The organism is uncultured Erythrobacter sp., assembly GCF_947492365.1.
Taxonomy (GTDB): domain Bacteria; phylum Pseudomonadota; class Alphaproteobacteria; order Sphingomonadales; family Sphingomonadaceae; genus Erythrobacter.
This window is the reverse complement of sequence record NZ_CANLMB010000001.1, coordinates 684,901-704,230: the sequence shown is the minus strand read 5'-3', so window position 1 is coordinate 704,230 and position 19,330 is coordinate 684,901. Positions and strand designations below refer to the sequence as shown.

At 60.8% G+C, this 19,330-nt stretch carries 14 protein-coding genes; 3 read left to right on the top strand and 11 right to left on the bottom strand.

Going from position 1 to position 19,330, the window contains the following annotated elements; genetic code table 11:
- Positions 1–13 precede the first annotated feature (13 nt).
- From Q0887_RS03390 to Q0887_RS03380, 3 genes are all read right to left on the bottom strand, one after another.
- Entirely contained in the window at positions 14–1,642 is a 1,629-nt protein-coding gene (locus Q0887_RS03390; RefSeq protein ID WP_299192344.1) for a DUF6504 family protein, read from the bottom strand.
- Entirely contained in the window at positions 1,539–2,435 is an 897-nt protein-coding gene (locus Q0887_RS03385; RefSeq protein ID WP_299192343.1) for a recA-like protein, read from the bottom strand. Before Q0887_RS03385 ends, Q0887_RS03390 begins: the two co-directional genes overlap by 104 nt.
- Before the next feature lie 107 nt (positions 2,436–2,542).
- A complete protein-coding gene (locus Q0887_RS03380) occupies positions 2,543–3,943 on the bottom strand; it encodes a sodium-dependent transporter (protein ID WP_299192341.1) in 1,401 nt (466 codons plus the stop codon).
- A 147-nt stretch (positions 3,944–4,090) separates the two neighbouring features.
- Here Q0887_RS03380 and panB point away from each other — a divergent pair, with 147 nt between their 5' ends.
- Positions 4,091–4,963 carry a 3-methyl-2-oxobutanoate hydroxymethyltransferase gene (gene panB, locus Q0887_RS03375; protein ID WP_299192338.1) on the top strand — a complete coding sequence of 291 codons (873 nt, stop codon included), beginning with the start codon at positions 4,091–4,093 and terminating at the stop codon, positions 4,961–4,963.
- Here panB and Q0887_RS03370 read toward each other — a convergent pair.
- The 6 genes from Q0887_RS03370 to Q0887_RS03345 all read right to left on the bottom strand — a co-directional run bounded on the left by Q0887_RS03370 (position 4,960) and on the right by Q0887_RS03345 (position 13,791).
- Positions 4,960–5,919: a bile acid:sodium symporter family protein gene (locus Q0887_RS03370; RefSeq protein WP_299192336.1), complete on the bottom strand. Its 960-nt coding sequence runs from the start codon at positions 5,917–5,919 to the stop codon at positions 4,960–4,962. The two genes, panB and Q0887_RS03370, sit on opposite strands and share 4 nt — an antisense overlap.
- 48 nt (positions 5,920–5,967) lie before the next feature.
- A complete protein-coding gene (locus Q0887_RS03365) occupies positions 5,968–7,446 on the bottom strand; it encodes a tetratricopeptide repeat protein (protein WP_299192334.1) in 1,479 nt (492 codons plus the stop codon).
- Entirely contained in the window at positions 7,439–8,803 is a 1,365-nt protein-coding gene (gene prsR / locus Q0887_RS03360) for a PEP-CTERM-box response regulator transcription factor (RefSeq protein WP_299192332.1), read from the bottom strand. The genes Q0887_RS03365 and prsR overlap by 8 nt, the downstream gene beginning before the upstream one ends.
- A complete protein-coding gene (prsK, locus tag Q0887_RS03355) occupies positions 8,803–10,923 on the bottom strand; it encodes an XrtA/PEP-CTERM system histidine kinase PrsK (RefSeq protein ID WP_299192330.1) in 2,121 nt (706 codons plus the stop codon). Before prsK ends, prsR begins: the two co-directional genes overlap by 1 nt.
- Entirely contained in the window at positions 10,923–12,308 is a 1,386-nt protein-coding gene (locus Q0887_RS03350; protein WP_299192328.1) for a TIGR03013 family XrtA/PEP-CTERM system glycosyltransferase, read from the bottom strand. The genes prsK and Q0887_RS03350 overlap by 1 nt, the downstream gene beginning before the upstream one ends.
- Before the next feature lie 145 nt (positions 12,309–12,453).
- Positions 12,454–13,791, bottom strand: a complete 1,338-nt coding sequence (locus Q0887_RS03345) for a short-chain fatty acyl-CoA regulator family protein (RefSeq protein ID WP_299192326.1) — start codon at positions 13,789–13,791, stop codon at positions 12,454–12,456.
- A 147-nt stretch (positions 13,792–13,938) separates the two neighbouring features.
- On the opposite strand from Q0887_RS03345, the gene Q0887_RS03340 reads away from it, so the two are divergent.
- Together Q0887_RS03340 and Q0887_RS03335 are read left to right on the top strand one after the other, a co-directional pair.
- The gene (locus tag Q0887_RS03340) at positions 13,939–15,537 is read left to right on the top strand and encodes an isocitrate lyase (RefSeq protein ID WP_299192325.1); all 1,599 of its coding nucleotides are present in this window, start codon (positions 13,939–13,941) and stop codon (positions 15,535–15,537) included.
- A gap of 102 nt (positions 15,538–15,639) precedes the next feature.
- On the top strand, positions 15,640–15,822 hold the full coding sequence (locus tag Q0887_RS03335) for a hypothetical protein (RefSeq protein ID WP_299192323.1): 183 nt from the start codon (positions 15,640–15,642) through the stop codon (positions 15,820–15,822).
- 96 nt (positions 15,823–15,918) lie between these two features.
- Here Q0887_RS03335 and Q0887_RS03330 read toward each other — a convergent pair whose 3' ends face one another.
- Positions 15,919–17,283 (bottom strand): amidohydrolase, encoded by a 1,365-nt coding sequence (locus tag Q0887_RS03330; protein WP_299192322.1) that lies wholly within the window; start codon positions 17,281–17,283, stop codon positions 15,919–15,921.
- Between the two features lie 168 nt (positions 17,284–17,451).
- Positions 17,452–19,305 (bottom strand): SLC13 family permease, encoded by a 1,854-nt coding sequence (locus Q0887_RS03325; RefSeq protein WP_363317636.1) that lies wholly within the window; start codon positions 19,303–19,305, stop codon positions 17,452–17,454.
- Between the last annotated feature and the right edge of the window lie 25 nt (positions 19,306–19,330).

Below are 19,330 nucleotides of genomic sequence, written 5' to 3'. Positions count from 1 at the left end.
GACCTTAGGGATATCACGCGGACAGGCCCTGCAAGAACCAGTCGGGGAGGCCTCCGCGCCCGTCGCCTGATAATCCGTGGCGATAGATCCAGTAGCGCCGCCCCTCGGCGTCCTCGATCCGGTAATAGTCGCGCAGCCGCACCGTAGAGCGCACACGCCACCATTCAGGTGCGATCCTTTCCGGCCCTTCAACGCGGGCAACTTCATGCACATTTCCGCGCCAACGAAAGCGCTGTGGATAGCCATCCGGCGAAGCGTAAAGCACTGCAATTCGCTCTGGTTTGTCCAGTAATTTCAAAGGCCTTTCTCGCATCTCTAATATATTCTGCGAGACTGGATGAGGCTCGAGCGGAGGCCGCCAGTCTTGCGCACGTTCGGGCAAGTGGCTGGCCCGCGAAACAGGCCTGCGCACCGCCTGCGAGCCAAGCCGCACGCTCAGCCGGTCGATGCAGGCGGCCAGCGAAGTTCCATGCCGTTCTGCCGCCTGTTCGACATCGCGCTGTCCCATACCAAGCGGCTCGGTCCAGCTCGCGCGCAAACGTATGATTTCGATGCCGAAACCAGCCTCTATATGGTCAAGTTTCTCGGTAAACAGCCTGGTCATATGTTGCGGATCGCGGGTCGCTGCGGCGAGTTCGAGCCGCCTCACGATCACCTGCCCATCGACCCGCCACATCCCCAGCTCGAGCCGCCGCGCGCCATCACCCTTCCCCTCCAGTTCGCGCGCCATGTCGACGGTGAGATCAGCAAGCACCTGATCGAGCAGGCTGCGATGGCGGATCGGCTCCATCAACCGGCGCTGGACCATCGGGGCATGCCGCGCGATCACCGGCAGCAGCGGCTCAGGCACCCTGCCGAGCAGCTGGTCGAGCCGGATCAACGGGTTGGCACTAGGCGAACGTCGATTGCGAAAGCGGCGCTGGAGCGCATCGCGTGCCGCTGCTTCAGTGGGGCCAGAAATGTTGCCGGCAATATCGGCGACATCGCTCAGACGCTTTAGTCCCAGACGGCGCAGCACGGTAAGCACGTCGGCATCGAGCCGCAAAGCTGCCACCGGCAGATCGCCCAGCACGCGTATCGCATCATCGCGCGGGCCGAGCATCGCGCGCTGCGGACCAAGATGCGTCCCAAAGTGAGCAAGCGCCCATGCCGCGCCTGCCGTTGGCGCGATGGCGCTGCGCACTCTCAGCTTGCGCTGTGCGAAGGCCGCCTCGACATCACCCAGCAAGCGCCTCTCCCCGCCGAACAGATGCGCGGCGGCGGTGATATCAACAAGCACGCCATCGGGCGGATCAAGCGCGCTCCACGGCCCCCAGCGCTGCGCCCACAGTGCAAGTTCCTCAAGGAAGGCAAGATCACCCGCCGGATCAGCCGGAGCAGTCTGGATATGCGGGCACAAGGTGCGCATATCGGCAAGCATCATTCCGACGCGCGCGCCTGCCTCTATCCCCGCATCGTTCGCTGCCTCTACCCGCGGTCCATGAGCGGTTTCGCTGATGAGGACGGTGGGCGCGCCCTCGCCTCCAATCTCTCCAGTCTCAGACCCGAGAGACTGCTGCCAACGATCGACCGACAGTCGCGCGCACCAGATGGCCAATATCCGGCGATCCTGCAGCTTCGGTGTTGGCGTCTGTGCCTGCATCTGTGTTCGCTGGGCGCGGGTATTGGCGGATCGAGAGGCGTCCATTGTCATTGTTCAAGGTCCATTGTCCGGGGGCATGGCTGCGCGCGCGGAACAGCTCGGCCCTCCACTGCGGCGCGCCGGGAGCCTCGGCATTCCACAAGGGTGGTTCAGACGGTTCTGCCCCCACCCGCCAGCGCATCCGTGCCGAGGACAGGTCTGACTCCGCCTCGACCCGCACCAGCCACAAGGCCACGCCATGCTTTTCCGCGGTCAGGCTGAGCCGGCGCGAGGCGGTGAAATCGAGCGCGCGCGGATTGCCTGCAATCTCTCCGATCACACAGGCAAGATCGCGGCATTTGAGCCCCTCTTCGAGCGCGAACAGCGCGTCTTCAGGCGTCGCCGCCTCGACATGGATCAACCGGTCGCGCAGTTCCGCAGGCAGGCCATGCAGATAAGGCCGCCCGCCGCGCTGCACCGCGCGCTTGTCCTGCACCCACAGCACCTGACGGCGATCTTCTGCCTCGGCTAGCGGGTCATCGGCTCCGGCAGCGAAGCGAAGCGCATCGCGCGCCAGAGCCAGCGCCAGCCCTGCCCCGCTGGCATCCCGGGTGCTTGCAAAAATCTCGCTATGCAGCGGCTGATCGGAAAGTCCCGGCTTCCACCGCCCCTCCCGCGCCCGCGACAGCGCAGCGATGCGCTTGCCGGACAGATGCGGCACAGAACCAACACTCACCGCCCCGCTTTTGGAACGCGAGGGGACAGAGAAGGCATCAAGCGCTTTCGCGCCGGAGAGAGGAGCAGGTTTCGTCATAGGAACATCGCAAGAGACTCACCTGAGTCTCGTATATGTTCCTATCATGTTCCATAGATGGGGAGCGATTGCAATCCGTATTGGACTGCAATCGCTCTACAAGGGGACTAACCCAAGAGGCCGAACGCCAGGATGATCGCCAGCACAACCGGACAAACAAAACGAACCAGCGCGCGCCAAGTCTGGTGTAACACCCCGTCGAGCCCGTTCTCGTCATCGATCAGCTTCGCATCGGCGATCCAACCAACAAAGATGCAGGTCAGGATAGCTCCGATGGGCATAAACAGCTTCGCCGTCACCCCGTCGAGAGTGTCGAAGAAGTTCGTCTCGGCAAACAAAGGAATGAACCCGAGTGGATAGAATTCCGCCATATCGTTGAACGACAGCGAAGAAAGAACCCCGAGGACAGCCGCTCCAAGCCCGACAATCACGGTCGCAACAGGGCGCTTCAGCTTGAACTTCTCAAACACCCACGCCGTCGGCGCCTCAAGCAGCGAGACCGAACTGGTGAGCGCGGCAAAGAACACCATGATGAAAAACGCCAGACCGATCAGCGAGCCAAACGGCATCGCCTGGAACGCAATCGGCAACGACTGGAACATCAGTCCCGGGCCGACGCTCGCAGAAAGACCGGCGGCAAACACAATCGGGAAAATTGCAAGGCCTGCGAGCAAAGCAACCGCCGTATCCGCACCTGCGATAATCCCAGAGGTCTCACCAAGATTGGTATCGCGGTTGGCATAGGCACCATAGGTCATCATCCCTGCCACACCGAGCGACAACGAGAAGAACGCCTGTCCCACCGCCGCCAGCATCACTTCGCCCGTAAGCTTCGACGCATCAAAGGTGAAGAGATAGGCGACCGCATCACCGAAATTACCCGTGAAAGCGCCGTAAATCGTAATGCCAAGGAACAGCACAAAAAACAGCGGCATCAGGTAAACCGCGACCCATTCGATCCCGCTCGAAACCCCGCGCGCGACGAAGAACATCGTCACCGCCAGAAAGCCCAGATTAAGGCCAACCATAAGCCCGCCATTGCCGAACAAACCGGGAAGCAGCCCTTCGACATCTTCCGCAGCACGCCCTTCAAATGCGCCGCCCGCAAGGCCCGTCTGGAAAAGGTCGCTCAGAAAGACGCCAATATAATAGACGACCCAGCCGCCCACGACGCAGTAGAAGCTGAGGATCAGGAACGCAGCAAACACGCCCATGGAACCGATCACGCCCCACCCTTCAGGAGCATTGGAATCGCGCGCGACCTTGCGCACGCTTTCTTGCGCATTGGCCTGGCCATGCCGGCCAATCAGAACTTCGGACAGCAGAACCGGCAGGCCGATCAGCAACACGCAGAAGATGTAGAACAGTACAAAAGCGCCGCCCCCATTCTCACCCGCTTCTGCCGGGAAACGCCACATATTGCCCAGCCCGACGGCCGAGCCGACCGCGGCCAGAATAAATGCACTGCGCGACGACCAGTTTTCGTGGCCTGAACCTGTTGCTGCCATGATTGAAAAATTATCCTCTTGATGCGCGCTCCCCGCAAGCGCGCTCTCCCTTTATGCGCCCTATGTGCAACGAAACGGCGCGCAGGCCAAGGGCCAAACAAGCAGACATTTTGCCTTTGTCCCCACGCCCCGCTAAATGCTGCGCCCATGTCGACTACATTCCAGCTCGATACGAGCACCAGCAGAGCCACTCCCACCCCCAAGCCGCGCAAGCGCCTGACCGTGCCGGGCATCCGTGCACGCAAGGAGGATGGGGTCACCGAAGAACCGCTGGTGATGCTCACCGCTTATACCGCTCGGCAAGCGCAACTGCTCGATGCGCATTGCGATCTGTTGTTGGTTGGAGATTCGCTGGGGCAGGTGATTTACGGACTCGATTCAACCATTCCTGTCAGCCTCGAGATGATGGCCAATCACGGGGCAGCGGTTGTGCGCGGCAGCTATCATTCGGTAGTCGTGATCGACATGCCGTTTGGCTCTTACGAGGCATCGAAAGAGCAAGCGTTTGAGAGCGCAGCCTATCTCCTCAAGCAAACCGGCGCAGCGGCGGTAAAACTTGAAGGCGGCGAGGCGATGGCCGAAACGGTCGAATTCCTCAATTCACGCGGCATTCCGGTGATGGGCCATGTCGGCCTCACCCCACAGGCAGTCAACGTATTGGGCGGATATGCAGCACGCGGGCGCTCGGATGCAGAGGCGGACAAGATCGTGAGCGATGCGGTCGCGCTCGACAAGGCGGGCGCCTTTGCGATCGTGATCGAAGGGGTGGTCGAACCCATCGCAATCGAAGCGACGCAGGCGGTTTCCTGCCCGACTATCGGCATTGGTGCATCGGCCCAATGTGACGGTCAGGTGCTGGTGACAGAAGACATGCTCGGCATGTTCGAACGCGTGCCTCGCTTCGTGAAACGCTATGAAGATATCGCCAGCGTCATCGACAAGACGGTTGAAAAGTATGCCGACGAAGTGCGCGCACGCAGCTTCCCCGGCGAAGAGCAGACCTACCAGCCAAAAAGCTAACCGCGCGCCAACCCATTGGCGAGCGGCGCTGCGATGACCAATTGCAGCAGGTGATAAAGCAGGAGCGGCGCGATCACGAAGCCTGCGACTTCGGGCACAAACAGGATAGCGGCAAGCGGCGCGCCGATAGCCACGCTCTTTTGCGCGCCAGCGAACAGGAAGGCGATTCTGTCCTCACGCTCAAGCTTGAGCAGCCCGCTGGAAAGCCAGGCCCCTCCAGTGCCGAGCGCGAGAAACCCGATTACCAACGCAGTTAAGATCACCCAATCCGTAGCGCCGAACATCGTGCCAAGACCCTGCTCGACCGCACCGGAGAACGCGACGTAAACAGCGATCCCGATCACGATCCGGTCGAGCCATGCGACGTCTTTTTTTCGCGCGGCAAGCCACTCGATTGTCCAGCCTTGAAGCGCCTGTCCGATCAAGAAAGGCAGGATAAGAATCAGGCCGATGCGCACAATCGTGTCGGTCCCGATCTCCGCCGCCTCGCTCCCGGCGAGCCCAGCGAAGATCGGTGCAGTCACGAACACACCAGCAATGTTGATTAACGCCGCTCCGACTACTGACAAAGCGACATTGCCGCCTGCAAGGCTGGTATAGGAAGTCGCTGATTGCACGGTCGAAGGCAGCGTCCCGAGATACAGGAAACCCAAGGCCACCAACGGCGGCAGCACGCTTGAAGCGAGGTTGGACATGCCAAGCCCGATCAGTGGCATCACACCAAAGACCCACAGGAAAAGCGGTAGGAAAAAGCGCCAATTGGCTAGCCCGCGCGCAATCTCTCCGCGGGCGATCCGCATTCCGTTGACGAGGAAAAGGACGAAAATAGCAGCGTTCGAAATCGCCTGCGCGCTCGCCTTGGCCTCACCGCCAGCGGGGATCACCACCGCCAGAAATGTTGCCAACAGCAAGACCGCAATCATCGGATCGGCAAGCAAGGATAATCGCGCGCGCATGAGGCCCAGTCCTGCCCGCTCGCATTCCGGTTGTCGAGTATCGAACCTCTAGTTTGTCACGAATGCGTCGGGCTTCAACTCGGCTCGCGCTGCGTCGAACCGCGTAGCCTCTTCGGTCCGCCCCAGCACCCGCGCAGCATCGGCGCGCATGCCCAGCACTTCCAGATCATTGCCCGCGCCAAGCGCAATTGCAGTGTCGAGCACCACCAGAGCGCGCAACCAATCTTCTTGCTGGGCGCTGTTTCGCGCTAGCAGTAACAAGGCCTCGGTGTTGTGCGGATCGCCAGCAATGTAGCGGGTAAGAACAACTTCCGCCGCGACCTCGTCACCATAGGCGCGATAGGCGGCGATAATCTTGCGGGTTAGCGGCCATGACCGGCGCACCTGCGCGGCGACCTGATACAATTCGAGCGCTCGTTCGGCGTTTCCACTATCAAGCTCGGCATCACCGGCAAGCACATGGACGTCGCCAGACAGAGGCAAACGGTCGGTCAGAGAATTGGCAAGACGCTGCGCGGCTGCGTCATTGCCAGAAGCAACAAACCGGCGCATCTCCGCTGTGGCAACCGGCAGCGAACCGCCAGTATCAAGCGCAAACAAGCTCGCCTGCCGCGATTCTTGCGCCCTCTCGATCAGCGGGAGCGCACGCGCGCGATCACCGCGGCGTTCATAGGCGCGTCCGACAAGCATGATGAGATAGGGGCTGGCCTGTGCCGCCTGCGCGCGTTCAGCAAATCGAGCGACGATCTCACGGTCACGGCCACCCAGCCACAAGGCTCGCGCAAGCAATTCACTCACTCGCATATTGCCCGGCTGGCGCTCGGCTAGCGCCTCCAGAACCTCCACCGAAGTGTCGAAATTGCCCTGCTGCATATTGACAATTGCATCGAGCATCATCGCCGAAGCCACGCCTTGTCCACTGAGCCCGCTCCGTGTGAGGAGCGTACTGGCGAGCACCGGATCCTCTGCGCGCGCCGCAAGCACGGCTTGCTGGAAATGCACCTGACTCAGACCCGGCGCAAACTCGGCAAGCTCGCGGATCACCGCAAGCATATCTTCGTATCGCCCGAGATCACCCAGAGTTGCGGCATATTCAGCCAGCACTTCGGGATTGCGCGGGTCGGCTGCGGCTGCGGCTTCGAACCATACAAGCGATTCTGCAAGGCCATGCGCATCGCGCACCAACTGCGCGCGCATCAGGATCGCAGGCGCATATTGCGGATCGAGCTGAAGCGCAAAATCCGCCGCTTCGATGGCGGTCAGATGCTCACCACCACGAAAGCGCAGGCGGGCAATATCGACCCAAAGGCCGGGGTTTTCCGGCTCTAGCGAACGCGCTTCATCGTAATAACGCCCCGCCTCCGCCAAATTGCCTGCGCGCACCGCGATGCGGGCATCCTCGACCAATTCGAGGAAGGTCTCTCCGCCGATAAGCGCCGAATTGCCGCTGACCTGCTGTTCCGCAGAGCAGCTTGCGAGAGCGAGTGGTGCCGCAATCGCGACTGCGAGAAGGGCAAGATTACGCATGCAGATCATACTGCTTGAGTAGGTCATAGAGTGTCGGGCGGCTGATCCCGAGCAGTTTGGCCGTGCTCGAAATATTGCCTTCGCTGCGGGCGAGCGCGTGGCGGATGATCTTGCGATCGGAGGCCTCGCGTGCGGCTTTAAGGTTGAGCACTTCGGCGGCCTCCTCTTCGCTTTCGCCAAAGTCGAGATCAACAGCGTTCACCAGTTTGCCATCGGCCATGATCACCGCCCGTTTCACACGGTTTTCCAGCTCGCGGACATTGCCCGGCCAATCATGCCCGTCGATGGCGCTGAGTGCGTCGGGCGCGAAGCCGGTCACTGCAGGGTTCATCTCCTTGGAAAAGCGTTTCAGGAAAGCCTTTGACAGCAGCACCGAGTCTCCGTGCCGCTCGGCAAGGCCCGGAATGCGGATGACGATCTCGGCAAGGCGGTAGAAAAGGTCTTCGCGAAATGTGCCTGCCGCAATCATGGATTCCAAATCCTGATGGGTAGCGCAAACAATGCGGGTGTCGACCGAGATGGTCTTACGCCCGCCGATCCGCTCAATCGTACGCTCTTGCAAAAAGCGCAGCAATTTCACCTGAAGCGGTAGGGGGATATCGCCGACCTCGTCGAGGAAGAGAGTTCCGCCATTGGCGCTTTCGATCTTGCCCTCTGTGGTCTTAACCGCGCCGGTAAACGCGCCCTTTTCGTGCCCGAACAATTCGCTCTCGAGCAGGTTTTCGGGGATCGCCGCGCAATTGATCGCGACAAAAGGTTTGTCCGCGCGGTTGCTCGCTTCGTGCAAACCTTGCGCGAGCAATTCCTTGCCCGTCCCACTTGCACCCAGCAGCATGACCGAAACATTGGTCGATGCCACGCGCTCGATTGTGCGCGCGACTTTCACCATTTCGGGTGCGCCAGTTATCAGGCGGCCGAGAACGGTCTTGTCCTCGCTTGAACTTGCAACAAGACGGCGGTTCTCGGCCTCGATTGCGTGCAGGTTAAAGGCGCGGCGCACAATCAGTCCCAGCGCGTCGATATCGACCGGCTTCTGGTAAAAATCATAGGCACCGCGCTCGATCGCCTGAAGCGCGCTTTCACGGGCTCCGTGACCGCTTGCGACGATTACTTTGGTGTCAGGTTTGAGCGCCATAATCGCGTCCAGCACGGCAAAGCCCTCGCTGGTCCCATCGGGATCAGGTGGCAGACCAAGGTCGAGCGTCACGACCGCAGGCGCTTCGCTGCGCAAGGCTGCAATCGCACTGTCGCGGTCACCGGCGATCACGACTTCGAAATCGTCATAGGCCCATTTGAGCTGCGCCTGCAGACCTTCGTCATCCTCGATGACAAGCAAAGTGGGTTTCTTGTCAGCCATTATGCGACCTCTTTCGTGTTTGGCTGTTGATGTTGCGCCAGCAGTCGCGCTGCTTCGGGAACGGGCAGCGAGACGCCGAAGCGCGTACCGACACCTTCGCGCGATTCCACGCTGATCCGCCCGCCCATTGCGCGGATCATCTCGCGCGCTTCAAAGGCACCGATTCCGAAGCCGCCATCCTTTGAAGAGACAAAGGGTTTGTAGAGCCCGCTGCGGACAAATTCGGGCGACATCCCGATGCCGGAATCGATCACGTCGAGGTGCCCATTCAAGCCCTCATTGCGAACGCTAAGGAACACCTGTTCATCGCCGGTGCTGGCATCGACTGCATTCTGCACCAAATGGATTACAGCCTGCTCGAGCGCTTCGGCATCTGCCAGCACCATGACCGGCTCACTGCTTGAAAGCGAAACCGGGTGGTTCGCTCTGAACCGTTCGGTCACACGTTCGGCCAGATCTGTCAGATCGATCTCGCGCACATCCTGCGTCTGGCCCGAGCCATAACGACCCAGCCGAGCAAGCAGGGCGTTGAGCTTTTCCGAGGAGTTGCGCAAAGTCACCAGCATGTCGGCGCGAAAATCGGGGTTGTCGGCATGCTTTGCCGCATTGCCAGAAAGCAAGGAGAGCTGGCTGGCGAGATTCTTGATGTCATGCATCACAAACGCCATTCGCCGGTTGAACTCGTCAAAGCGGCTTGCATCCATCAAGGCTTGCTGGCCGGCCTGTTCGGCAAGGTAGCTTGCCAATTGCTGTCCTGCGACGCGCAGCAGATCGAAATCTTCCCAGTCGAGCTGCCGTTCAATCCGCGGCCTAGCGAGCACGATCACACCGACCAGACGATCAAAGTGGATTAGCGGCGCCAGCGCCCAGGCATCCTCTGCCTCGATCAACCACGAAGGCACATGCGCCAGCTCTCCATGATGATCAACTCCGGCGCGAACCTCATCCAGATCGAGAATATGGCTGTGTTGTTCGAGCAGCGCGGCGAGCTTGTACTGTGCCGCTTCTGCGGGAACCTCGATAGTCGACCAGTTCCACCGCGCGGTCAGCTCCAATTGCGCCTCTTCATTGGGCATTAGCAACATGCCCGCAGGACTGTCCGTGATGTCGGCTATCGCCTTGACTGCACGCGTGTGGATACTCGCCCCGCCGCTCGATGCGCGGCCAATCGTTCGGGTGAAGCGAAGCCATTCCTCGCGGTAGTCATAACGGTGCTGGAATAGGTGTTTGGTCGCGGTCACGCGCAGCCAGCCGCGAAGGCGCTCTGACGGAAGCCAAACGAACGCCACAACGATAGCTACCAGCAGGAACGCTACCTGCCCGATCCGCACAAAGTCTCCGCCCAAAAGCGCAAGCGAACGCGAGACTAGGACCATCACCAGCAAATAGGTGCCGATCACCAGCAAGGAGAGCGTCTGGAATGTCACCGCACGCGATGGACGCAATTGCAGCGAGGAACTGGTGGAACTTGCGCCGATGGCGAGCAGCGTTGCCGCAACCCCGGCGATCGCACCGCGAACGGCTAGCAGCGATGCAGGATACTCATCGCTCATATAGGCAATCGTGTAGAAGTTTAGCTCATAGGCAAACAATGCTGCCAGACCCAATGCACTCCACCGGATGACCTTGCGTGAGGTCGCGGTCGCCCCGGCATAGAGATTGTGCAGCAACACCAATGCTCCGATTGCGACCAGCATGTTGAGCACAGTGCCGACTTCAAAAACCACGATTTCCAACCGCGAGAGGGCGGAAGTTTGCGCCCTGACAAACAGCAGTACCGGCTGGAACATCTGCACCAGAACAAGCGCGATGATTACCGGGCGAATAGGCTTGACGCTTTCATCGCGGCCATCTGCGGCAAACAGACGGAAAATCACCGCGATCAAAGCCAAATTCCGCGCCGTTGCTGCCAGGTCAATGGCAGGGTCGCGCTGGTCAAGCGCAACACTCGCCGCGCACCAGATTGCTGAAGTGGTGCATACCCATAGCGCAGCACTGCGATCAGGTCTTTCGCGGTCGCCGAACCGAGCGATCCATAGGCCCGCCCCTGCGCTCAATACAGCGCCCGCCAGGTAGAGCACCGTCGCAAGAAGGGGTTCGAAGGCTGACAAGTCGAACATCACCGCGCACCTTCCGGCCAAAGCACGACGCGCACCGTTTGAAGCAGGATCACCAGATCGAGGAACGGCGTGTAATTCTTCGCGTAGTAAAGGTCGTATTCGAGCTTTTTGCGGCTGTCCTCGGTCGATGCGCCGTAGGGATAGTTGATCTGCGCCCAGCCGGTGATGCCGGGTTTGACCATGTGGCGCTCTTGATAGAACTGGATTTCTTCCTGAAGGCTATCAACGAATTTGGGCACTTCGGGACGTGGTCCAACGAAACTCATTTCGCCGCGCAGCACACTCCATGTTTGCGGTAGTTCGTCGATCCGGACCTTGCGGATAAAGCGTCCGACCCGGGTGATGCGCGGATCGTTCTCTTCGGCCCATTTTGCGCCGTTCTTTTCCGCATCCGTGCGCATCGAGCGCAGCTTGATGAGGTTGAACGTCTCACCATACAGGCCGACGCGTTGCTGGCGGAAGAAGGCCGGCCCCTTGCTATCGAGCTTCACGATCAACGCGAACAGCGCGATCACCGGGAAGGTCGCAAGCAACAGGATGATGCTGGCAACAATGTCGAAAATACGCTTCACCGCACTCGAAAGCATGCGTCCGCTGGAAAAACCGTCGGAGAAGATGAGCCAGCTCGGATTGACGGTGTCGAGATCGACGCGCCCCGTCTCACGCTCCAGAAAGCTGGAGAAGTCGTTGACGTGGACGCCCTTGGTCTTGATCCGCAGCAGATCGTTGAGCGGCAGCGCATTGCGCCTTTCTTGCAGCGCAAGCACCACTTCGCTCACACCGAGATTCTCAACGAAGCGGCCCAAATCGTGGATTGCCTCGCGCGAGATCGCCTCTTCGACTGCACGCTCCGGTTCGCTCATGGCGATGTAAGACACTATGGCAAAGCCAGATTCGGGCTTGTCGGCAAGTTCGCGCAGACGCTGTGCGCGGTCACCTGCGCCGATCACCATCACACGGCGGCGGAAGGCTGAGGAACCAAGGAAACTGTTGAGCAGCAACCGGTCTGCCACCAGCACCAGAACTGCAAACCCCATCGCGTAAAGCAATGTTGAACGCCAGAAAGTGTCGCCGGGTATAATCCAGTCAATCGTGGCAAGCGAAATAATGCCAAGACTGATCGCGACCAGCAAACGCGCGCCTGCAAAACGCAAGGAGCGCAAAGCGTGCGGCCCGTAGACTCCGACAGAGATCATCGCGACCCAGACGATCCCCGCCGACCCGACAAGCGGAAGCCACCGCTCGGCTATCGGCCCCGGCTCCATTCCGATCTGCGAAGCGCGCACCTGCCATGCAAGCTCGTTTGCCAACATGAGCAGCCCGAAATCGAGCAGACACAGCAGCAGAACAGCATGCGGAATATAGTGCTTGAACAAGCGGATCATTGAATAAGCGGCCTTGATCAAAGGAGCGGTTTCGCAACCCTCCTAAAGCCGAGTGCTTAAGTGTCGGTAAACTTTACACAGGCCGCTCTATCCCGCCTGAGATGCGGGATCGGGCAGTTAACGCGGTTCTAAGGCTTCGATTTGATCACAGCTCGATCCGGGCTGCCAGACGCGGTGGAGCGGGAGTCAGGCAATCGGGTCTGCCACAACGCGGACAGCCCACACCCAGTGGCACCGCGTCATCGGGGTCAAGCGAGATGCCGCGCGATTGGGCAAGTTCACCGGCAAATCGAGCCTCGACCCCCAGCACAACCGCACGCCGCGCCGAGCATGCTGCTCCGTCGACCTCAACCGTGCGGGTGATGGTAAACCAGTGTTTCGGAGCCGCCTCGCCCTCACCGAATGTCACCGCTTGCATCAACATCGTGCCCCGGCTCTCAAACGAGGCATAGGGCACCCAGGCGGGCCAGCGTGCGCCTACCAGTGGATAGACCGCCCCGCTTGCTCCTGCGGTGTAATGCGTCATCCGTCCGGTCCGGCCAAAGCGGGCATTGAAGAATGGCAGGCCCCGCTCACCGACGCGTTGCAATGTTGTCAGGCGCTGGGCGAGCTGGTCAAAGCTGACCGAAAATCGGCGCTGGAGCACAGGCAGGTCATACCCAGTCTGCTCGCATGCCCGTAGGAAACGGCGATAGGGCATGAGCAGAGCGGCGGCGACATAGTCGGTGACATGCTCACGGAACTTCTCGCGCGCTTCGGGAGAGGCAAGGTTAGCACCCGCCACCAGAGTTTCGATGGCTTCGCGCTGCTCCAGACTGCCAACCTGCCGCGCAATCTGGAAACGCCGCGCGGCGCCCGGAAGCATTTCCGAAAGCTGCAATTGTCGCGCATGCAGGTCGAGCCGTGTGACGAGACCCGGCATGACGTCGGAAGGCAGGATGCGCAAAGTCAGCCGGTGTTTCTCGCGCAGCCTATCGCTCAAAGCTGCGCTGATATCACTTTGCGACAGGCGCAACTCGTCCGCCAGCTCCTCAGCCGCATGGTCGAGATCGGCGAAGTGGTTCTGCCAGCGCTCGACCTCCTGCCGCGCGAGATCGACCGGGTCTTCGCTGCGCCCCGTATCCGGCTGCGAATTGTCGTAAAGCCTTGCAAAGGCCGCAGCGGCTTGCGGGGCAGCAGCGAGGAACTCCTGCACTTCCTCCCGGTCAATCCCGAGATCGGAGAAGCGCTTGTCCGACATGCGCCGCGCCAAACCATCGATCCCGCCAATCGCCTCGTCTTCGCGCAGTTCACGCGGATCGAAATCGAACCGCTCGATCACCTGCACCAGCACGCGCGCAGACAGTGGGCGCTGGTTGCGCTCAATCAGGTTGAGATAGCTGGGAGAGATACCAAGCGATGCAGCCATAGCGGCCTGGGTGAGCCCTTCACGCTTGCGCAAGCGGCGCAGCGACGGTCCGGCGAGAAGTGCGCTGTCGGTCATATCTATGCGTGTAAATATATTTACAGCATTACACAAGAATTACCGTTTTCCAGAGGATACAGACAAGAAATTCTGTAACTTTTCCTGTCACGCTGCGCTGCAACATGGCACAAAGGGCCATCACCTCCCCCTCTCTTGGAGCCAAACATGACTTACGCAAACACGATCGCTCAGATGCAGAGCATCATCGAAGCCAACGGCCCCAGCTGGAGCGCCATCGACGCGCAAGCGACTGCGCGTATGGCCGTGCAGAACCGTTTCCCCACCGGCCTCGACATCGCCAAATACACCGCAAAGATCATGCGCGCCGATATGGAAGCCTATGACGCCGATCCCGCCAACTACACCCAGTCGCTCGGCTGCTGGCACGGTTTCATCGCGCAGCAGAAGATGATCTCGATCAAGAAGCATTTCGGCAGCACCAAGCAGCGCTACCTCTACCTTTCGGGCTGGATGGTTGCCGCTTTGCGCAGCGAGTTTGGCCCCCTGCCCGACCAGTCGATGCACGAGAAGACCAGCGTTCCTGACACGATCGAGGAGCTCTACACCTTCCTCAAGCAAGCCGATGCGCGCGAGCTGGGCGGACTGTTCCGCGAACTGGACGCAGCCAAGGATGCAGGTGACGCGGTCAGCACCCACCGCCTCCTCAACCAGATCGACAATTACGAAACCCACGTCGTTCCGATCATCGCGGATATCGACGCAGGCTTTGGCAATGCCGAGGCGACCTATTTGCTGGCCAAGAAGATGATCGAAGCGGGTGCCTGCGCGCTCCAGATCGAGAATCAGGTTTCGGACGAGAAGCAGTGCGGCCACCAGGACGGCAAGGTTACCGTTCCGCACGAGGACTTCCTCCAAAAGATCCGCGCAATCCGTCACGCCTTTCTCGAAATGGGCGTTGAAGACGGCATCATCGTTGCCCGCACCGACTCGCTTGGCGCTGGCCTGACCAAGCAGATTGCCTTCTCGAAAGAGCCAGGCGATCTGGGCGACCAGTACAACGCCTTCCTCGATTGCGAGGAGGTCGATCCGGCCAGCATCACCAACGGTCAGGTCTTCATCAGCCGCGATGGCAAGCTGATGGCACCCAAGCGTCTGCCGTCTAACCTCTACCAGTTCCGCGCTGGCACGGGTGAAGACCGCTGCGTGCTCGACTGCATCACCTCGCTCCAGCACGGCGCCGACCTGCTCTGGATCGAGACCGAGAAACCGCATGTCGAGCAGATCGCCGGCATGGTGGACCGGGTGCGGGAAGTCATCCCGAATGCAAAGCTCGTCTACAACAACTCGCCCAGCTTCAACTGGACGCTCAACTTCCGCCAGCAGGTGTTCGATGCCTGGGCCGAAGCGGGCAAGGACGTCTCCGCCTATGACCGCGACAGGTTGATGAGTGTCGACTACGACGCGACCGATCTGGCCGTCGAAGCAGACGAGAAGATCCGGACCTTCCAGTCCGACGCTGCAAAGCGCGCTGGCATCTTCCACCACCTCATCACGCTGCCGACCTATCACACTGCGGCGCTCAGCACCGATAACCTCGCACGCGAATACTTCGGCGAGCAGGCGATGCTCGGCTACGTCAAGAACGTGCAGCGCGAAGAGATCCGTCAGGGGATCGCCTGCGTGAAGCACCAGAACATGGCCGGCTCCGACATTGGCGATGATCACAAGGAGTACTTCGCCGGTGAAGCTGCCCTGAAAGCGGGCGGCAAGGACAACACGATGAACCAGTTTGCGGCTGCGTAGTTAGGGCGCCGTAACCAGTTGGAGAGGGAACCCGCAAGGCTGGTCAACGAGCCGGCCTTGCGGGGACCAAATCCGCCCACCCTGCAAGGGAAGGACAATGAAATGACCGACACCACCACTAGCCCCGAACCAGCACGCGCCCGCGCTCTGCTGTCGACTGCTGACATGAAACTGCTGCGCCGCGCGCTCGAAAGCCATGCCCGCAGCACCGAAGATCGTGACGAGCTCGCCAAGATCAACGCGCTGCATCATCGGCTGGGAACCTACGCGCCTGACGGCAAGTAGGATAACGCTTTCAGCACCAGTTCTCCTGGGGAGGAGACTACGGCCGTCGGACGCGGGTTCCCGCTCGTTTCCGGCGGCCGTTATACGTTTGAGGGCCTATTCCCCCGCAGCCCGCGGCATCAGGTCGAGCGTCGCGGCGGTCATCGCCTCGGTCGCTGTCGAGATCACCGCTTCGGCATCGGGCGCCCAGAAGGGGGAGTGGAGCGACGGAAGCTCAAGCTCGCCGCGTTCCGAGGCAAGGTAGTCCTCCATCGGTGTGCCGCCGATCCAGAAGATCAGCGATTCCACATTCTCCGGATCAGCGCGGTAGAACTGGCCGAAGTCTTCGCCGCCCATCACGCTGGGGGTTTGCTTCACGCGGCCTTCAAAGCGCTGCGCCAACCGCCCCATCACTTCCTCAGTAAACTCGGGCGTGTTGTAGGTCGACGGCGTGTACGGGTCTTGCACCGTGACCACCGGCAATTGGTCTGCAGGCATGCCCGCTGCGAGTGCCTCAGCCTGAGCGATCCGCTCGATCCCGGTTAGCAAGTGCTCGCGCACTTCGTCGGTGTAGCTGCGCACAGTGATCTGCAAATGCGCTTCATCGCTGATAATGTTGTGCTTTGATCCGGCGCGGAAGCTGCCGACTGTCACGACTGCGGGATCGAGCGGGCTGATTTCGCGGCTCACAAGCGTTTGCAAACGCATCACGATGCTCGCCCCGATCACCACCGGATCGACCGTCGTGTGCGGGTAAGCGCCGTGTCCGCCAATGCCGGGGATCACCACATCGACGCTATCGACATTGGCAAGCGCGAAGCCGGGTGAGTAGCCGATGAAGCCCGCCGGAGCGCCCGCTGCATCGTGGAAGGCGAGCACGTAGTCCGGCTTGGGGAAACGCTCATACAGCCCATCCTCTAGCATCGCGAGCGCGCCCTCGCCGATCTCCTCGGCAGGCTGAAGGATCATCACCAGCGTGCCCGACCACTGGTCCCGCCGCTCCGCCAGCAGCTGAGCCGCGCCGATCCAAGCGGCCATGTGCGTGTCGTGCCCGCACGCATGCATCACGCCTGTCTCAACGCCGGTTGCGGGGATCGCGGTGCGGGTGGAGGCATAGGGCAGGCCCGTCTGCTCGATCACCGGCAAGCCGTCCATGTCGGCACGCAGCATTACGGTCGGCCCCTCACCATTGCGCATCACAGCAACAACGCCGGTCTGGCCAACGCCTTCGGTCACTTCAAAGCCGAGCGCCCTAGCCCGCTCTGCCAGTTTGGCGGCGGTCTCGAACTCCTGAAAGCTCAGTTCGGGGTTGGCGTGGAGATCCTGGTAAAGCTCGATCAGGCCGGGCATGTCTTCCATTACCGCAGCGCGCAGGCCGTCATCTCCGGCCTCGCTGTGAGCCTCGGCCAAAGCGGGCGATGCCGCCGCTCCGCCCATCACCAACACCAGCGCGGCGCCCGCCGCCCATACACCCTTACGCATCCTGTTTCCCCTCATGATACACTCTAACATGGACCGGATGTTACACGGTCCTGAAGCAAAATTCCTGCCGCCCAATCCGGCCCCGATCACGCCCTTAACTTTATGAGATTGAACGACATCCATCATCATGACCCGACCATCGCATGATCAGCGCATGTAGGAAACCGGCTACAATCCGTAGAACATCACCAGCAGCACCGACAAAGTCATCACCATCAGCACCACCAGCGGCACGCCGGTGCGGATATAATCGGCAAATTCGTATTTACCCTCTGCCATGATCAGCATGTTGGTCTGGTAAGCAATCGGGGTGGCGTAGCAGAGGTTGCAGCCGAACAGCACCGCCAGCACCAGCGGCTCGGCCGGAATGCCCAGCTGCGCCGCGATGCTGAAGGCAATCGGCGTGCCCACGGTCGCGGCGGTCGCGTTGGAGGCGAAGTTTGTGATGACCGTGACAAAGGCCATGATCGCCGCGATCACCAAAGCTGGCGGCAAATAGGCAAGCCCCAGCGACAAAGCCTCACCCAACCACGCAGCCGCGCCGCTCTCGTCAATCACCCGCCCGATCGCAATACTCGCTGCGACCAGCACGATGACTTGGCCAGAGAGCGCCCTGCCCACCCGGTCAAACTTTACGCAGCCGGTCACGAACATCAGGATCGCCCCGGCCAGCGCCGAGATGGCGATCGGGAACAGGCCGATAGCTGCGGTGAAAACGGAAAAGCCCATGATCGCCGCAGAGAGCAAAGCTTTGGACCGGCGAGGAAGCTCGCGCGCGCCTTCGAGCATCAGCAGCGAGTCTGCACGGGCAAAGCTTTGCAGATCGTCATACAGGCCCATAACGAGCAGCACGTCGCCTTCCTTCATGCGAAGGTCGCCGCCGTCCGAATACTGGTTCTTCTCTCCCATCAGCCGGTTGGGCCGGTGGATGCCGAGCACCGCGACGCTGTAGAGGTCTGCAATCCCGGAGGATGGCAATGTCCGGGTGATGAGGCGCGAATCCGCTGTGACGGTCATCTCCACCACCATCACATCTTCGCTGCGCGCCGAGGACGTGCGCTTGATCCGGTCGAGCACCCAGCTTGGAGCCAACTCACCCTTTAACTCGCGGGTGGCGTCTTCCAGCGCTTCGTGACTGCCCGAAATGTGCAGGCGTTGCTGCGGCTGGAGCGGGCCAGCGGGCGCGTTATGGAACGTAATCCCCTTGGGCAGCTGTTCCTGCAAGCTGGACAGTTCCTTGCCCGCGAGGAACGACTGGCTGCCGACGCGCAGCCTTGTGTGGAACATGCGCTCGGTCGCCTGCGTCTCTGCCCGATTGTCATTGAGCAGACGCGGCATGACCAGCCACATATAGGGCAGCGCAACCAGCGCCGCGAGCAGCACAATCGGTGTAAAGTCGAACACGCCGATCTCGCGCATCCCAAGGTCCACCGCGATGCTGACTACGAGGATATTAGTCGATGTGCCGATCGTGGTTGCCAGCCCGCCGATCAACGAAGCGGCGTTGAGCGGCATCAGCGTCTTCGAGGTCGCCATCGCCCCGCGCGAAGCCAAAGCCGCAAAGATCGGGATCATCAGCACCAGAACCGGCGTGTTGTTGACGAACATCGACAGCACCAGCGCGATCAGCAGCGACACCAGCAGCCCAAGTTGCAGATTGAACTTGAACATCCGCTCAAGGATGCGCGCCGCCGGCTCCAGCGCGCCAGTCACGACCAGCCCCCTCCCCATAATCATCAGCGCGCAAATTGTGATGAGCGCGTAGTGACCGAAACCTCCAAAGGCGAGCGCGAGGCCGTCAGTCGGACTCGCCTCGACCATCAGGCCGGTCGCGGGGTCGATCTTCTGGATCGGGAAGAAATAGAGACCAACCGCAATCACCGCGATGGTCAGCAGTGACACAATCTCGATCGACATCCGCCCGCGCACAAAGCCGACAAACATCAGGATCGTAAGGACCATTGCCGCGATGGCGTGATAGGATGGAAGGTCGATCATGATCGTCTGACAGCGATCTCCCAATTCGCGCGTCTCATTGCAAGCGTTT

Bases quoted from the DNA above. Each gene is read 5' to 3' on its own strand.
- Q0887_RS03350 (WP_299192328.1), bottom strand. From the start codon at position 12,308: ATGATCCGCTTGTTCAAGCACTATATTCCGCATGCTGTTCTGCTGCTG.
- prsR (WP_299192332.1), bottom strand. From the start codon at position 8,803: ATGGCTGACAAGAAACCCACTTTGCTTGTCATCGAGGATGACGAAGGT.
- Q0887_RS03340 (WP_299192325.1), top strand. From the start codon at position 13,939: ATGACTTACGCAAACACGATCGCTCAGATGCAGAGCATCATCGAAGCC.
- Q0887_RS03370 (WP_299192336.1), bottom strand. From the start codon at position 5,919: ATGCGCGCGCGATTATCCTTGCTTGCCGATCCGATGATTGCGGTCTTG.
- Q0887_RS03390 (WP_299192344.1), bottom strand. From the start codon at position 1,642: ATGCAGGCACAGACGCCAACACCGAAGCTGCAGGATCGCCGGATATTG.
- Q0887_RS03335 (WP_299192323.1), top strand. From the start codon at position 15,640: ATGACCGACACCACCACTAGCCCCGAACCAGCACGCGCCCGCGCTCTG.
- prsK (WP_299192330.1), bottom strand. From the start codon at position 10,923: ATGTTCGACTTGTCAGCCTTCGAACCCCTTCTTGCGACGGTGCTCTAC.
- panB (WP_299192338.1), top strand. From the start codon at position 4,091: ATGTCGACTACATTCCAGCTCGATACGAGCACCAGCAGAGCCACTCCC.
- Q0887_RS03330 (WP_299192322.1), bottom strand. From the start codon at position 17,283: ATGCGTAAGGGTGTATGGGCGGCGGGCGCCGCGCTGGTGTTGGTGATG.
- Q0887_RS03385 (WP_299192343.1), bottom strand. From the start codon at position 2,435: ATGACGAAACCTGCTCCTCTCTCCGGCGCGAAAGCGCTTGATGCCTTC.
- Q0887_RS03365 (WP_299192334.1), bottom strand. From the start codon at position 7,446: ATGCGTAATCTTGCCCTTCTCGCAGTCGCGATTGCGGCACCACTCGCT.
- Q0887_RS03345 (WP_299192326.1), bottom strand. From the start codon at position 13,791: ATGACCGACAGCGCACTTCTCGCCGGACCGTCGCTGCGCCGCTTGCGC.
- Q0887_RS03380 (WP_299192341.1), bottom strand. From the start codon at position 3,943: ATGGCAGCAACAGGTTCAGGCCACGAAAACTGGTCGTCGCGCAGTGCA.